14 protein-coding genes are annotated in these 15,295 nt (G+C 46.9%); 9 read left to right on the forward strand and 5 right to left on the reverse strand.

Annotated elements, in window-relative coordinates; translation table 11 throughout:
- Positions 1-3 precede the first annotated feature (3 nt).
- From L3C95_RS28555 to L3C95_RS28585, 7 genes are all read left to right on the forward strand, one after another.
- Positions 4-633: a TetR/AcrR family transcriptional regulator gene (locus L3C95_RS28555; protein ID WP_236393625.1), complete on the forward strand. Its 630-nt coding sequence runs from the start codon at positions 4-6 to the stop codon at positions 631-633.
- 17 nt (positions 634-650) lie between these two features.
- Positions 651-1,976, forward strand: a complete 1,326-nt coding sequence (locus L3C95_RS28560) for a TolC family protein (RefSeq protein WP_236393626.1) — start codon at positions 651-653, stop codon at positions 1,974-1,976.
- 37 nt (positions 1,977-2,013) lie between these two features.
- Positions 2,014-3,057: an HlyD family secretion protein gene (locus L3C95_RS28565; protein ID WP_236393627.1), complete on the forward strand. Its 1,044-nt coding sequence runs from the start codon at positions 2,014-2,016 to the stop codon at positions 3,055-3,057.
- Positions 3,058-3,061: 4 nt separating this feature from the next.
- A complete protein-coding gene (locus L3C95_RS28570; RefSeq protein ID WP_236393628.1) occupies positions 3,062-4,660 on the forward strand; it encodes an MFS transporter in 1,599 nt (532 codons plus the stop codon).
- Positions 4,661-4,755: 95 nt separating this feature from the next.
- Entirely contained in the window at positions 4,756-5,190 is a 435-nt protein-coding gene (locus tag L3C95_RS28575; protein ID WP_236393629.1) for a DoxX family protein, read from the forward strand.
- A 276-nt stretch (positions 5,191-5,466) separates the two neighbouring features.
- Complete coding sequence (locus L3C95_RS28580) at positions 5,467-6,417, forward strand: bifunctional helix-turn-helix transcriptional regulator/GNAT family N-acetyltransferase (protein WP_236393630.1); 951 nt, start codon at positions 5,467-5,469, stop codon at positions 6,415-6,417.
- A 161-nt stretch (positions 6,418-6,578) separates the two neighbouring features.
- A complete protein-coding gene (locus L3C95_RS28585) occupies positions 6,579-7,649 on the forward strand; it encodes a saccharopine dehydrogenase family protein (protein ID WP_236393631.1) in 1,071 nt (356 codons plus the stop codon).
- Positions 7,650-7,754: 105 nt separating this feature from the next.
- On the opposite strand, the gene L3C95_RS28590 is transcribed toward L3C95_RS28585, so the two are convergent.
- The 4 genes from L3C95_RS28590 to L3C95_RS28605 all read right to left on the reverse strand — a co-directional run bounded on the left by L3C95_RS28590 (position 7,755) and on the right by L3C95_RS28605 (position 12,058).
- Entirely contained in the window at positions 7,755-8,018 is a 264-nt protein-coding gene (locus L3C95_RS28590; protein WP_236393632.1) for a hypothetical protein, read from the reverse strand.
- Between the two features lie 85 nt (positions 8,019-8,103).
- On the reverse strand, positions 8,104-9,156 hold the full coding sequence (locus L3C95_RS28595) for a hypothetical protein (RefSeq protein ID WP_236393633.1): 1,053 nt from the start codon (positions 9,154-9,156) through the stop codon (positions 8,104-8,106).
- An 11-nt stretch (positions 9,157-9,167) separates the two neighbouring features.
- Entirely contained in the window at positions 9,168-9,614 is a 447-nt protein-coding gene (locus L3C95_RS28600) for a MauE/DoxX family redox-associated membrane protein (RefSeq protein ID WP_236393634.1), read from the reverse strand.
- A gap of 308 nt (positions 9,615-9,922) precedes the next feature.
- The gene (locus L3C95_RS28605; RefSeq protein WP_236393635.1) at positions 9,923-12,058 is read right to left on the reverse strand and encodes a glycoside hydrolase family 97 protein; all 2,136 of its coding nucleotides are present in this window, start codon (positions 12,056-12,058) and stop codon (positions 9,923-9,925) included.
- A gap of 364 nt (positions 12,059-12,422) precedes the next feature.
- On the opposite strand from L3C95_RS28605, the gene L3C95_RS28610 reads away from it, so the two are divergent.
- Both L3C95_RS28610 and L3C95_RS28615 read left to right on the forward strand, forming a co-directional pair.
- The gene (locus tag L3C95_RS28610; protein ID WP_236393636.1) at positions 12,423-14,033 is read left to right on the forward strand and encodes an alpha-amylase family glycosyl hydrolase; all 1,611 of its coding nucleotides are present in this window, start codon (positions 12,423-12,425) and stop codon (positions 14,031-14,033) included.
- Positions 14,034-14,361: 328 nt separating this feature from the next.
- A complete protein-coding gene (locus tag L3C95_RS28615) occupies positions 14,362-14,787 on the forward strand; it encodes a hypothetical protein (RefSeq protein WP_236393637.1) in 426 nt (141 codons plus the stop codon).
- A gap of 1 nt (position 14,788) precedes the next feature.
- Here L3C95_RS28615 and L3C95_RS28620 read toward each other — a convergent pair whose 3' ends face one another.
- Positions 14,789-15,187: a GNAT family N-acetyltransferase gene (locus L3C95_RS28620; RefSeq protein WP_236393638.1), complete on the reverse strand. Its 399-nt coding sequence runs from the start codon at positions 15,185-15,187 to the stop codon at positions 14,789-14,791.
- Positions 15,188-15,295 lie beyond the last annotated feature (108 nt).

Below are 15,295 nucleotides of genomic sequence, written 5' to 3' on the forward strand. Positions count from 1 at the left end.
ATCATGAAAGAGCAGAAAAATCGAATTAAAGACTTACTTCTCCTTACAGCAGAAGCGATGTTTGCTGAAAATGGTTACGAAGGAACTACCGTCAGGGATATCGCTGCTAAAGCAGGGATCAATCCCGCCCTTATATATTATCATTTTGAGTCGAAAGAGCACCTGTACAGATCCATCTTTGAACTGAGACTTCGGCTGCTGATGGACTCACTCAGTGCATTGCCGGTAGATGACACAGCCGGCAGCTATGAAAAGCTGCTGAGTTATGTAACAGTTTACATTGCCGGTATCAGGGACAATTTCTATTTCTACCGTATCCTGAACAGTGAGATATTTTCCTTCCGGAACCACTCTTTCAAGACGGCTATACTGGACACAGTAAAAGCCAGCAGCAATATGTTCAGAGAAGTGATAAAGACAGGTGTGGCCAAAAATGAATTCCACGCTATCGACACCGACCTCTTTCTGATGACATTATTCCATCTGTTGCATCAGATCATCGGCAGGTCTCCCCTCGCCAGCGAGCTGCTCAACCTGGAAGAGATAACAGAAGAAAGGATTGCTGACCGCATTAAAAGCTTCATCAGTCATCAACTCTGTTCGCACCGTACTTCTCTGACTCAACAGCCATAATAAAAGCGTCAATTACCATGAAAAGTATAATTAAACAAGTGCTTATAGTCCTGCCGGCGGTTCTTTTGTCTTTACCTTTGTTTGCACAGGATTCCGTCTATAAAATGTCTCTGCGGGATGTACTGGAACTGGCAAGACAGAAAAACAGGCAGATCAATATTGCACAAACAGAAGAAGAGGCAGTCGATGCAGAACTGAGAGATGCACAACGCAGCAAACTGCCGCAGGTAAACATCAATGGCAGCTACCAACGCTTCAGTAAAGTTACGCTTTATGACGGTGGTCTGTCAGACGGGCATAGTATAAAACGCCCGCCCACGGCAAACAGCGCAGCCCTGGGCATGGAATCTGCACTTACCATATTTGCCGGTGGCAGGCAGAATGCCGCTATCAGGGAACAACAGATCAGAAAAGACATTGCATCCCTGAACACACTCGACCTGTCTGGTAACATCTTCCTCCAGGCCATATCCGCCTATCTCAACATCATCCGCCTGCAGGAACAGGACACGGTGATCACTGAACAGATAAGACGCGCGGAAACACGCGTTAAAAACATAGAAGCATTATTCCGCAATCAGAAAGTAACAAGAAGCGACCTGTTACGAGCACAGCTCATCCTGGACAATCAGAAACTTAGCCGTGAACAGAATGAAAACGATCTTGCCATAGCAACCTCCAGGCTGAACGTATTACTGGATCTGCCCCGGCATACGCAAATTGTTCCAACAGATACGGTAAACGGCGAGAAGCCTGGAATTGCTTCACTCACAGATCTTGTCAACAATGCGCAGGAAACTTCCTATGCAGTACAGCGACTCAAACAGCAACTGAAATTGCAGGAAAACAGGATCAAAGCTATTAAAGGCGCCTACCTGCCCACCCTGCAGTTGTATTCTGCCTACGGTGTGAATTACCCCAACAACCTTATGTTCCCACCGGTCAACCAGGCATACTCAGTCGGATTTATTGGTGTAAAGGCACAATATAGCCTCTCCTCACTATACCATAATAAGAACAAGGAAAAGGCTGCAAAGCTTCGTCTGAATGCATTACTGACACAGCAATCAGCGATCAGGGACGATGCAGATCAGGAAGCCGCCGCGCTTTACATCAAATACAGTGAATCCCTTAACAGGATAACAGTGGCCAAATCATCTATAGAACAGGCCAGCGCCAACTACAGGATCGTCAGCGCCAAGTACTTTAATCAGCTCGCACTGCTGACCGACCTGCTGGATGCAGACAATCTTTACCTGGAATCAAAATACAATCTTATCAGATCCCAGACAGACGCACTGGCCTTCTATTACAGATTGCTGTATACAAGCGGTAAGCTCTGACCGGCGCCCTTTTTTTAAGTCTTAAACCTTTTACGATATGTCACAAGCAAACAATACAACGAAGTCCCGGATCAGCCAGATGATAATGACCAGCATAGCACTCATCATTATCCTGATCGCTGTTTTCTATTTCTATAAATTGTTCAACAGAACACGACACTTTGAAGAAACCAATGACGCCCAGGTTGAGGCCTATATCAACCCGGTATCAGCAAGAGCCGCAGGTTATATTCAGCAGATATTATTTGAAGAAAACCAATGGGTAAACAAAGGCGATACCCTGGTGATACTGGATGACAGGGAATACAGGAATAAAGTACAGGAAGCAGAAGCCGCCCTGCAGGATTCATACGCGCAACAGCTGGTACTGGACGCCAGTATTGCCGCAGCGCAGTCAGGCACCTATATCAACAAAGATCAGATCTCCTCTGCACAGGCCAGGTTGTGGCAACAGCAGCAGGACATCAAAAGATATGAGAATCTCCTGAAGGAAGAAGCGGCTACCGGACAAGAGTACGAACAGGTGAAAGCGCGATACGATGTTGCCGTGAGCGATTTCAATGCCGCTAACAATACCCTTAAAACCAGCTATTCGAAAATTGATGAACTGAAAAGCAGAAAAAGCCTGCTGGCTGCAGACCAGAAAAGAAAAGAAACACAACTGGCCTTCGCCCGCATCAATCTGGGATATACCGTGATCATCGCCCCTTATAGCGGACGCCTGGGCAGAAAGGTGATCCAGGAAGGACAGCAGATCCAGGCAGGGCAACCATTGGTTTCTATCGTGAATGAAAACAGCAAGTGGGTGACCGCCAACTTCAAAGAGACACAGCTATCGGCCATGCGGGAAGGCAAACCGGTGGATATAAAGATCGACGCTATTCCCGGTAAAGTGTTCAAAGGTACAATCACATCGATCTCGCCCAGTACAGGCGCTAAATTCTCACTGTTACCGCCGGACAATTCAACCGGCAACTTCGTAAAGATCACGCAGCGCGTCCCTGTAAAAATAGCATTTACTGATACCACCCTTGCTGATGTCAGAGTTGGTATGAATGCAGTCATTATTGTTAAAAAATAGTATCATGAACGCACCGGACTTTTTCAAACCGTGGGCAAAAAACAGAAAAGGATTTATCTGGATAGGCCTCTTCCTCGTACTCCTCTCCGGCATCGTCCAATTCGGGCTCTATGCGCTTAATCAGAACTATGTGGTAAGCCACTTCGGCGCGCAGCCGGAAGACGTCAGCCTGTCCCTGCAGCTAACCTATGTAGGCATTCTGGCCATTCTGCCGATCCAGTTCAGGTTTCTGCGGTACTTTGAAAGACGGTCCTATATGCTCTTCATTATCATTGCAGGTATTCTGCTCAGTATCGCCAGCTTGTATACAACAGACATCTTTGTCTTTATGGGCCTGCGGCTGATGCTCGGTATAGTAGTAGCCTGTATAGCAGGATCGGTTTTAACACTGTATTTTTCCAGCCTGCCTCCTGCCAAAGCTACTGCTATCGGTTCTACCATATTCTATACCACTATCCTGGCCAATACGGCCATAATAGGCATATTGAGCGCCTGGGTCACAGACAATTACGACTGGCCTGCCATCTATAAATACCTGATCGCCTTCCAGGTCCTTACCCTGCTCATTGTCCTGCTGCTGCTGAAACCCGTCACCGGTATGAAAAAGTACCCTTTGTACCAGATAGACTGGTTTGGGTTTGTGGCGATGCTGGCTACCGGTATCAGCCTGGCATATACCTTTATTTACGGACCAAAATATTACTGGTTTACAGACTCACGTATAACATTATCGGCCTTTACAGCACTGATAAGCGTTGGGATACTATATTACCGGCAGACGACGCTGAAAAGGCCTTATCTTCATCCGGCAGTATTCAAATCCAGACAGTTCATTATGGGCCTGATGCTACTGATAGTGTACTTTGGTGCAAAAGACAGCATTAACCTCATCTACGGATATTGTGCAGCTGTGCTGAAATGGGACACTTACAGAATTATGTGGCTGGCATCATTTAACGTTTCAGCTGTACTCATCTCCACCATTATCGCCATATTGATGTTGAGCAGGAAGATGCCTTTCCGGGTGCTGTTTATCGTCGGATTAACTTCCCTGGCTATTTATCACATCTGGATGTATTTCACCTTTACGCCCGATATCGCATTCTCAGATCTTGCTTTGCCGGTCTTTTTCCAGGGTGCAGCCTCCGGTTTCCTTTTTGTGCCTGTCATTGTTTACACGGTCTCCGGCTTACCGGCGTTTACAGGTTTCACAGGTATCAGCCTTGCTACAATATCAAGGTTTATCACCGGTCTGAATAGTGCCGCCGGGTTTTATACACTGCAATTGTACTTTAATCAGCTGAACAGGGAAAGATTTCTTCGCTACATTACCGACGTGAATGACAACTTCTCACAAAGGTTCAGTCAGTTTGTACAATTGTTCCGCTCTAAAGGATTCAGTGTCGATCAGGCCAATGCCCTGGCGTATACCAATATCAACAGGGCGCTGATCGTACAGTCACAGTTAATGACAAATATGTACATATTCAAGCTCATGTTCATTATTTGCGTGGCGGCATTATTGATCGTAATAACCGGGCCATACCTTCTTAAGGTTTTCCGCTCACTGGTCCATTTCAAAAACGTGCCTGCCTTAAAGTGAGTACGGAAGTATGTCGGAGGGAATTATTTCTTAAACCAGGATAAGATTTTCCCTTGCAATAACATCGACCTTTATTGCACGAAATCATTAACGATATGAATACCAATAGCATTCATTTTTCCCAGTTGTTTTTAAGGCTTGCCTTCGCCGTAACGCTTTTATCTGCCGTGGCTGACAGGCTGGGTATATGGGGCCCTCATGGAACGCAAAATGTATCCTGGGGCGACTGGGAGCATTTCCTGGCCTATTCCAATAAACTGAACTTTTACGTTTCTCCCGGGTTAGGCAACATCATGGCGATCGTGGCAACAACACTGGAGGTGATCTTTGCTGTGCTGTTACTGATCGGCTACAAGACCAAACTGGCAGCATGGGGCACCTGCGTGCTGATGGTGATCTTTGCATTAAGCATGACTGTTGCAATGGGTGTTCAACCACCACTTTCCTATTCCGTATGGACCTCGGCAGGAGCGGCAGCATTGCTGGGATCCATCAATACATACAAATGGAGCATTGATAATCTGAAATAACCGTAGTTTTCTTTTGTTTAGTACAAGCCGGCCTTTATGTTGAATGTTAAACTGCCAGTCGGGTAACACACTGGAATACATTGGACAAAAACGGCCTGCTTCACAGGGACTGGTCTCTATAAGACCGGTCCTTTCTTTTTATACCCCCTGATCCTCCCGTCATACCCCAAACAGCAGCTGCTCTTTTTGTTAAAAGTCAAAATAGTCCCGCATTTTATCAGAATATTTATATATTTGCGTAACCAGTTACATAATCAATTACATAAACCGTCTTGTATGAGCTTTTTTGATACTGTGGGCAAGTTTGCCGTAGGAAGCAGGCTGCGCTTATTAACGGAAAAAATAACAGAAGATGCCACTCAGATCTACAATATGTATGGAGTAGATATGAACCCGAAATGGTTTCCCGTATTCTATGTACTGTCGCGCGGCGAAGCAATGACCATCACTGCTATTGCCAAAGAGATCGGGCACTCCCACCCTTCTGTGAGTAAGATCATAAGTGAAATGGTTGACAAAGGCCTGGTAAAAGAGAAAAAAGATAAGGCAGATGGCCGCAGGAACATGGTGAGCCTTTCTGCCAAAGGCAAAGAGATCACCGGTAAAATAGAAGACCAGTATACGGATGTAAGAAATGCGATAGAAGCCATTTCTGCCAATACCACGCACGACCTCTGGAAAGCTATTGCGGAATGGGAATTCCTGCTGGAACAGAAGAGCCTTCTGCGCTGGGTGCAGGAACAGAAAAAAGAAAGAGAGAGCAGGAAAGTGAAGATCGTTGATTATCAGCCGGCCTACCAGCAGGCATTCAAAGACCTGAACGTGGAATGGATCTCTACTTATTTCAAGATGGAAGAGGCTGATTATAAAGCGCTGGACAATCCGCAGGGATACATACTTGACAACGGCGGACATATCCTTGTTGCTTTGTATGACGATGTGCCGGTGGGTGTATGCGCCCTCATTAAAATGAAAGACCCTGAATACGACTACGAGCTGGCTAAAATGGCGGTCTCTCCTGCCGCCCAGGGCAAGAGCGTCGGCTGGCTGCTGGGTAGTGCCATCCTGGAGAAAGCGAGATCATTGGGTGCAAAGAAAGTATACCTGGAAAGCAATACAATACTGAAACCGGCGATCAATCTGTACCATAAATTAGGATTTGAAAAGATCGTAGGACATCCTTCCCCCTACGAAAGATGTAACATACAAATGGAACGTGTGCTATAATGCCTGAGTTAAGGCGTCGAACGCAAATACTGCGCGGTCCATCCTGAAATATTCGCGCTCCGGCTGGAGCGCTGTGTTTGTAGCCCCGGGTTTCAACCCCGGGGCGGGGTAATGACCAAACTATAATTTGTAGTTTCCCTTGTATCTTGTATTTTTCCTCCATGCAACGTAACAGAATCCTACTCTATGGAGCCAATGGTTATACGGGGGAACTGATAGCCCGGTATGCTGGTCAATACGGCTTAACACCTATCCTCGCCGGCAGAAAGAAGACTGCCATTGAGGCCCTTGCCAAAGAACTCAAACTGGATTTCCGCATTATCGAACTGGATGACAGTGCCGGCTTAACGGCCGCGCTCGAAGATATATCACTGGTCATACAAGCTGCCGGCCCTTATCATATCACCGCTCAACCGATGATAGATGCCTGCATAGCGACCAACACGCACTATATTGACCTCAACGGCGACCTTGATGTATTTGAGTTGCTGCAGAAGTATGATCAGCAGGCTAAAGCAAAAGATATTATGATATTGCCCGGCGCCGGTTTTGACGTCGTACCGACAGACTGCCTGGCATTGTCTTTAAAACAGCAGTTACCCGATGCAGATCATCTCACCATCGCTTTCGCGGTCATCGGCAGTGCCTTGTCAAGAGGTACGTCCATCAGCACCTTACATAAACTGGGCACTCCCGGCGCCACCCGCAAAAACGGACGGATCGCCTACGAACCCATGGGGAAAAAAGGAATGTCAGTCAAATTTCCGGGCCATAAAGATCCGGTTTTTGTGATGAGCATTCCCTGGGGAGATATCAGCACCGCTTACTTCTCCACAGGTATTCCCAACATCACCACTTATACTGCCGTCAATAAAGCGGCCTGGTACTTCCTGAAAGCGCAGTCTTTATTCAACTGGCTGTTGAAAACCGCTTTCCTGAAAAGTATTATCATGGGGATCTTCAAAATGCAATCTGCGGGCCCCAATCAGGCCGTACGCGACAAAGCAGTAAGTCATATCTGGGGGAAAGTCACAAATGCAAAAGGAGCCTCCGTACAAGCCAATATGGAGACGCCGGAAGCATATTCCCTGACTGCCTACGCCATACTCATTATTGCAAAGAAAATTATCAACGGAGATTATAAGCCCGGCTACCAGACGCCCGCCAGTGCTTATGGCCCTGATCTGGTGATGGAAATCCCGGGTGTGAAAAGGGAGGTCATCCGTAAATGAAAAAGAAAATCTTCCCTTAAGGTTTAATGACATGCAGGAGCCGGAAAAGGCCCGGGAAAGTTATTACCTTTCCCAGGCCGGCAACTTTTTACAATATCATTTTCGTCAGGGCTGAGAAAGCACAAAGCTGCTGCATGTTCCGTTAGACTCCAGGTTTAAAAGCTGTACTGGCTGCCCCCCAATCAGTACGTAGCAGGTATTGAACCCGCCCCCACAGTAACCCCTGTACACACATGGGGAGCCCTGGCTTGGCACCTGTTGCAGATTCGTATACCCGTTTCCCGGGAACCTGCCGCCATTGGTTGCAAAAGCACCTGCAATGGCAAGCGCAAATACTGTTACTGATAATCCGATTTTCTTAAAATTCATACAGTAAAAACTTTGAATTCAGATACATGCCTACTATTTTCTACAGGTGTTCGGCTCCGCCTGTTCTATTGCAATAGAAATGATGTTATTGTCTTGCGATCGTGTATACATTTAATGTGTGGTCGCACAAAGCCAGCAGCTGATCTCCTTTTACAACAAAGTCAGTAATACGTTCTTTCCCCTGAAGCGGAATGTGTAGCGTATAGATGTATGTGCCATCATGCAGCGAATACACGTCGATGATCTCTGTATCATGCCTCGCCTGCCAGTGCTCATTGTCAGCCACCAGGGTAGAAAGTACATAGATCCTGTTGTCTGCCAGCCTTGCCAGGCTGTTTACATAAGCAGGCGGCGCAGAGAACTTACTGCCGCCGGTAGACAGCCTGGCCACCTGTATTTTAGCCATTGTATTCGTATCCAGGGTATGACCGGTATAGAGTGTGTGCAGGTTGGTATCCAGTGCAACAAACTCATTCCGGTAGTGGTATACATACACCAGTTTCCCCGTCTGTTTATCATAATCCAGTGTACCATCTGTACAAAAGATACCATCGACCTGCTTTTTGATGATGTTCTTTCCCAGGGTTACATAAGGCGAATCTGTTTTTATTTTTGTCAGTATATTCCGGCTGCTGCCCAAGGAATCCAGATGAATGCTACGCGAGATAAAGGAAGTAGCAGAGACATTTTGCAACATGTTAAAAAAGCAGCTTTGCTGCAGGAACCTGCTCATATGCAGATCATCCAGTCTTCCCCTGTAGAGCGTAGGCGTGCTTCCTTCTGCCATATATACCACAGGAGAATCTACCATTATCCTTGCCAGCTTCCAGGCATAACGTTCACCTGGCGCGAGCTTCAACGTTAAATGCTGTGTGTCTTTTAAATGCCGGTCTGCTGCAAGTAAATGCTGGGAAGCAGAATAGTTGCCCAGGTAAATATGTTCATCGGTATGACCCGCGATATAATAGGCGGGGTACTTTAATTCAAGCGAACTTTTGAGTGTTGCCGCCGGCAGCACTTTACGGCTAAAGCCGTTCTTCCTGTCATTAGGCTTATCTGCAAACGCGTACAGGATCAGTACAAGAACAATACAGACCATCACACAAAGTGCGGCAAATCGAAAGGGGTGTTGCGTCATTGTGGGTTCAGTTAAACGTGGATCAGTTCAGATGAAGACGGATGATCGTCCGGCTGCTTTGTATAAAGCCACATGCCCAGCAGTGCAAGCAGCATAAAAACAATATTGAAGTAGAGATGCTGTGTCCAGCTCATTTGGGAGATGACGCCTCCGCAGGAGCAGGGAATTTTTTCAGATAAAGTGAGCAGCACTACAATGTATACAGTGAAAAGTGTCATGACGGCAAAAGACGCGTAGAGGCCAACACGCCGGTAGCGCGGGATGACGAGGAGCAAAGCGATCACTATTTCAGCCACGGGAACCACAATTGCCAGTACAGGCGCAAAGCGTGTGATAAGAGGAGATTGACCTATAACGGCCCGGAAATTTTCGTAATCAATGAACTTACTCGCAGCTGTATAAACGAACAATAGAATGAACGAGAGACGTATCGTCTCCGTAACGACTTTTCTTAACATGGAATACTAATTTACAAAACGGGGTGACGGATTAAATTTCAGGAAAGTCCTCGGGTTCACACTGGCATTCATTGGCTATTTGTCATCCTAATCTAAGAAAATATTCCGAATATTAGATAGCCTCCTGGGATTTTTTTTGTCAGTTTGACACATTTGTCGCAGGCATTCCGGAAGCACTCTTCAAATAAACGCAAGAGGCTGCCCAAGAGTATTGAGCAGCCTCCAACCTGATGGATCAGATAGTTATCCAGGTAATCCGTGGGATGTTCTTCAGTTTTGCTTCATCCTTTTTGATATAATGGAATGTGTTATTTCTTCAAGGCCTTAATAGCTGCATCGTCTGCCAGTACAACACTAATAGCATATCCGCCACCGGGTGCACACTGTTGCGACAATACCGACTTATTGGTTACTACCATTTTCCTGATCTCATACGCTTGCGGATTCTTCTCATAATGCGCATCTTTTTTATCGCTGTAAATAGTAGCAATATATTTCTTACCGGCATCCAGGTAATCAAAGCTGATCTTTGATACACGCCCGTTTTCATCGCAGGTACTACCGATGAACCAACTGCTCTTTCCTTTCGCTTTACGTGCAATGGTGATATAATCGCCCGGTTCTGCCTCGAGTATCTTTGTATCGTCCCAGTCTATAGCTACGTCTTTGATGAACTGAAAGGCATCCATATATTTTCTGTAAGTCTCAGGGAAGTCAGCCGCCATCTGCAAAGGACTGTACATTGTTACATACAGCGCCAGTTGACGTGCCAGGGTACTGCGTACCCACGAAGTATTGTCGGGGTTATAAGCGCTGATCTTCATCTGGAAGATACCCGGTGTGTAATCCATCGGTCCGCCTATCAGACGGGTGAATGGCAGGATGGTGGTATGATCAGGATTGTTACCGCCGAAGGACTCATATTCCGTGCCCCTGGCAGACTCCTGCCCTATCAGGTTGGGATAGGTACGTGAAAGACCGGTCATATGCACAGATTCATGCGCATCTACCATAATATGATATTCAGCAGCCTTCGTTACGGCGTACAGATAGTGATTCACCAGCCATTGTCCGTAGTGATGTTCTCCCCTGGGGATGATATTACCCACATACCCACTCTTCACCGCATTATAACCGTTCTTGACCATAAAACGGTATGCGGTATCCATATGACGCTCATAGTTGCGCACAGAAGATGAAGTCTCATGGTGCATGATGATCTTTACCCCTTTGCCGGCCGCATAACGGTGTAGCTCCTGCACATCGAAATCAGGGTATGGCGTCAGAAAGTCAAATACATAATCTTTCGTTTTACCGAACCAGTCTTCCCAACCCTGGTTCCATCCTTCCACCAGCACAGCATCAAAACCATTTTCTGCGGCAAAGTCAATGTATTCCTTCACATGCGCGGTATTCGCGCCATGTTTGCCATTCGGCTTTGTTTTGGAATAGTCTGTCACGCCCAGCTGCACATTCTCAATATCCGTATAAGCCCAGGTACTCTTCCCGGTGATCATCTCCCACCATACACCCACATATTTCACCGGTTTGATCCAGGAAGCGGGATCTTTATATTTCGTTGGCTCATTCAGATTGTAGATCAGTTTAGAGGTCAGGATGTCTCCCGCCTTATCACTCACGATCACTGTTCTCCAGGGCGATTTACACGGCGCCTGCAGATAACCTTTATCACCTACCGCATCGGGTGTCAGGAAGGACTTGAGTACAAAGTTCTTATCATCCAGTTCCAGCGACAAAGCGGAATACTCTATCAGGGCGGCTTCATGGATATTGATATACAGGCCGTCCTTACTCTTCATCATCAGCGGCGTTTGTAATCCGGTAGGAGAAAAGACCGTCTGTGAAGCATTAGGCGTCACCGCTGCTTTCATTTTTCCTCTTACTTCGGATAAATTGGAAGTAACAGTACTATATTCCTGGGTATCGTAGTCGCCCGGCAGCCAGAAGGCTTTATGATCGCCTGCCAATGCAAACTCGGTGCGCTCTTCTTTAATCACAAAATAGGCCAGGTGCCGCTGTTGCGGGAACTCATACCGGAATCCTAACCCGTCATTGAACAATCTGAAACGGATAATGAGGGTACGGTCTGTAGAGACCTGGTGTAAATTCACTTCCAGTTCATTGTACTGGTTACGGATGTCTTTTACCTCACCCCATACCGGCTGCCAGGTTTCGTCAAAAGAAGACGTTTTGCTGCCGGCCACTTCGAAGCTGTCAATAAAAGAGGCGTCGGCCTTCAGTTCCACACCCAAATGACTGGGCCTGATCACATCCTTTCCTTTATAGGTCAGGGTGTAGGTAGGGATCCCGTTTTGCTGTATGGAAAACTGTAAGTGCAGATTTTTATCAGGTGATGTCAGTTCCTGGGCTCCGGCCATTTTCCACAGGAAAAGGCAACAGATGAAAACGAGCTTTTTGCGCATGCTGTGTAGTTTAATGTGGCGATATATACTGCTGGTGATATAACGTGAAATGTAAATTTAGGCGGCAATATAATGATTGTATGCAATAACTCTATGTTTTCGACCATAGCGGCAGACGGCTGACACGAAATTACCACCATCGCTTGTTCTCTGCTTCTTCTCTGCTTATTCTCCCCTTCTTCTCTGCTTGTTCTCTACCCGCTTTTGCGTTAAAATAGCATCAGGATAACCTTGCCCCGCGTTTTTTTCGCATCCCGTTTTACAAGTTCCGGGAACCTTCTATCCGCCCCTATTGCTGATCCTGCCAGTCAATTCTGGCAAAAATGTTGTGAACACAAAGCATATCATTAAAAAACTCATCAGCATGGTAACGATTTTCGATAAATGGTGGCAGACAGGTGTCATATATCAGGTATACCCCCGCTCATTCCAGGATAGTAACGGCGACGGTGTCGGCGATCTCAGAGGCATCATCAGCAGGCTGGATTATCTGCAATGGCTGGGTATAGACGCCGTCTGGCTCTCTCCTATTTATCCATCTCCCATGGCGGATTTTGGTTATGACATTGCCGACTACACGGATATACATCCCTTGTTCGGCTCCATGGAGGACTTTGATGCGCTGGTGGATGAAGTGCATAAAAGGGACATGAAGCTATTGCTTGACCTCGTCCCTAATCATACTTCAGATCAGCATCCGTGGTTCCTGGAGTCCCGTTCTTCGCGTGACAATCCCAAAAGGGACTGGTACATCTGGCACGACCCGCTACCGGATGGCGGTGTCCCCAACAACTGGCTGAGCGTTTTTGGCGGCGAAGCATGGGAATGGGATGCCACTACACAACAGTATTACTACCATGCCTTCCTGAAGGAACAGCCCGACCTGAACTGGCGGAATCCCGCTGTAGCAGAAGCGATGCTCAACGTTATGCGTTACTGGCTGAGAAAGGGTGTGGACGGCTTCCGTGTGGACGTGATGTGGCATATGATCAAAGACCAGCAGCTGCGTAACAATCCTGTCAATCCGGACTATGCACAACACATGCCCACCTATTCACAGCAGCTGCCTGTTTTCTCCACTGATCAGCCGGAGGTACATGACGTGGTACGTGAAATGCGGCATGTTATGGAAGAGTTTGAAGGCGACCGTGTGATGATTGGAGAGATATACCTGCCTATCCAGCAATTGATGGCCTATTATGGAATTGACAATAAGGGCGCTCACCTGCCTTTTAACTTCCAGTTGTTGTCATTGCCATGGGAAGCCTCCTCCCTATCTGTGGCTATCGACCAGTATGAAGGCGCCCTTCCGGCCCAGGGATGGCCTAACTGGGTATTGAGTAACCATGACCAGCATCGTATTGCCAGCCGCGTGGGACTACTGCAAGCCAGGGTAGCGGCGATGTTGCTGCTTACCCTTCGCGGTACCCCTACCATCTATTATGGCGATGAAATCGGCATGCGTAATGTGGCCATTCCTTTCGACGAAGTACAGGACCCGCAGGGTCTTAACATGCCTGACAAAAACCTCAGCAGGGACCCTTCCCGTACGCCCATGCAATGGGATAACACTGTAAATGCAGGGTTTACAGCAGGCAAACCCTGGCTGCGCCTGTCAAAAACATACCAGCGGGTAAATGTAGGTACGCAAAGCGAGGACCCTTATTCCATGCTGTCGCTCTACAGGCAACTTATTGCGTTACGCAGAAGCGAGCCTGCGCTCACAACGGGCGACTATACGCCGGTATTCGCAGACAATCAGATCCTGGCTTTTATGCGTCAACAGGAAGGTCATTCCAGCTTCCTGATCGTGTTAAACCTGACACACCTGCCTTGTTATTTCAGGCCTGCCAATTTCTCTTTCCGGGGCCGTATAGAAATAGCTACTTTTCCCGAAACAGAAGGTGCTATAGTCAGCGACACGCTCAGCCTGGATGGGGATGAAGGATTGGTGATAAGGCTTGAGGACAGGTAAAAAGCGCACCGGTAATTGAGGTAACCCTTTGCGGTACGAGTACCAGTTTGCCTTAATACTGCAAATAGATCTGTAAACAGCAATGAACCCTTTGCAGTATCAGTACTCATTTATTTGAATACGGCAGCTGAACATGTAAGCTGTAGTGAACCTTTAGACGCTGAAACGGTTTATTAATCATAAAATCATCACCATGGCCGTCGCTCAGACAATTAACTATCAAATTGCGCGCTCCCTACGTACTTTATATTATGTACGGGCGGCATTTAATGTTATTTGGGTAACATTAATATCTATTTATGCATCGTCTTCCCCTGATATTACAACTATGTTACTCATCATTTATCCCATATGGGATGTCGTGGCTACGATCGCTGATATTCTGATCAACCGCGGCACTGGTTCTCTCACACCTCAGTACGTGAACCTGGGTATGAGCGGCATTGCGGCGGTTGCAGTGAACATTGCCATCAGGCAGGGTGTGCCACAGGCACTGATCGTATTCGGCATCTGGGCGATGATAGCAGGTGTCATTCAGCTTATTATGGGCCTTCAAAGGCAAAAGGCTTTAGGCGGACAATGGCCGATCATTATCAGTGGTGGTCAGTCCACGATCGGAGGTCTTTCCTTTATCATCCTTGCCAATTCGCCGGCTTTAGGCATTGCCAGTCTTGCCGGCTACTCTGCCTTCGGCGCGTTCTACTTTCTGCTTGCCGCCATTACCATCACCAAACGGCTGAGGAAAGGTTACTGAGCTATTTTGTGCGATGTATAATAAATCCCCTGTCCTCCTTTGTGAAGCCGACTTTAGGATAATAGCTCATGGCCGTAGGAACGGAGAGCAATAGTATCATAGATTGTTCTCCGATCTTTTCCCGGGTTAATGCGATCAGCTTTTTACCTATGCCCCATTTCTGATGATCCGGGCTAACGGCCAGGTCGGCAAGATAACTTGACCACACCCAATCTGTGATCGTGCGGGAAACACCTACCAGTTTTTCCTCGTCCCATGCGGTGATGATCACATTTGAATGTTCATACATCTTTCTTATTCGCTCCCGGTCCTCTGTCGGTCGTGGAAGCCCCGCGTTGTTGTAAAGCTCAATTATTTGTTCAGTTGTAGATATTACATCACATTTGTAAGTGATTTCCATGTATCAGTTTTTTACGCGTAGAATTTTACTTTTAAATATGATCTGTTACGTCCCTTTTTACTACTTATTCCTTCATTACTTCTCTAAGCATGTGATTAATTCTCCTCT

This window comes from Chitinophaga filiformis, from assembly GCF_021646545.1.
Lineage (GTDB): Bacteria > Bacteroidota > Bacteroidia > Chitinophagales > Chitinophagaceae > Chitinophaga > Chitinophaga filiformis_A.

Excerpts from the sequence above, each read along its gene's own strand:
- L3C95_RS28555 (WP_236393625.1), top strand. The coding sequence starts at position 4 with ATGAAAGAGCAGAAAAATCGAATTAAAGACTTACTTCTCCTTACAGCA.
- L3C95_RS28560 (WP_236393626.1), top strand. The coding sequence starts at position 651 with ATGAAAAGTATAATTAAACAAGTGCTTATAGTCCTGCCGGCGGTTCTT.
- L3C95_RS28565 (WP_236393627.1), top strand. The coding sequence starts at position 2,014 with ATGTCACAAGCAAACAATACAACGAAGTCCCGGATCAGCCAGATGATA.
- L3C95_RS28570 (WP_236393628.1), top strand. The coding sequence starts at position 3,062 with ATGAACGCACCGGACTTTTTCAAACCGTGGGCAAAAAACAGAAAAGGA.
- L3C95_RS28575 (WP_236393629.1), top strand. The coding sequence starts at position 4,756 with ATGAATACCAATAGCATTCATTTTTCCCAGTTGTTTTTAAGGCTTGCC.
- L3C95_RS28580 (WP_236393630.1), top strand. The coding sequence starts at position 5,467 with ATGAGCTTTTTTGATACTGTGGGCAAGTTTGCCGTAGGAAGCAGGCTG.
- L3C95_RS28585 (WP_236393631.1), top strand. The coding sequence starts at position 6,579 with ATGCAACGTAACAGAATCCTACTCTATGGAGCCAATGGTTATACGGGG.
- L3C95_RS28590 (WP_236393632.1), bottom strand. The coding sequence starts at position 8,018 with ATGAATTTTAAGAAAATCGGATTATCAGTAACAGTATTTGCGCTTGCC.
- L3C95_RS28595 (WP_236393633.1), bottom strand. The coding sequence starts at position 9,156 with ATGACGCAACACCCCTTTCGATTTGCCGCACTTTGTGTGATGGTCTGT.
- L3C95_RS28600 (WP_236393634.1), bottom strand. The coding sequence starts at position 9,614 with ATGTTAAGAAAAGTCGTTACGGAGACGATACGTCTCTCGTTCATTCTA.
- L3C95_RS28605 (WP_236393635.1), bottom strand. The coding sequence starts at position 12,058 with ATGCGCAAAAAGCTCGTTTTCATCTGTTGCCTTTTCCTGTGGAAAATG.
- L3C95_RS28610 (WP_236393636.1), top strand. The coding sequence starts at position 12,423 with ATGGTAACGATTTTCGATAAATGGTGGCAGACAGGTGTCATATATCAG.
- L3C95_RS28615 (WP_236393637.1), top strand. The coding sequence starts at position 14,362 with ATGTTACTCATCATTTATCCCATATGGGATGTCGTGGCTACGATCGCT.
- L3C95_RS28620 (WP_236393638.1), bottom strand. The coding sequence starts at position 15,187 with ATGGAAATCACTTACAAATGTGATGTAATATCTACAACTGAACAAATA.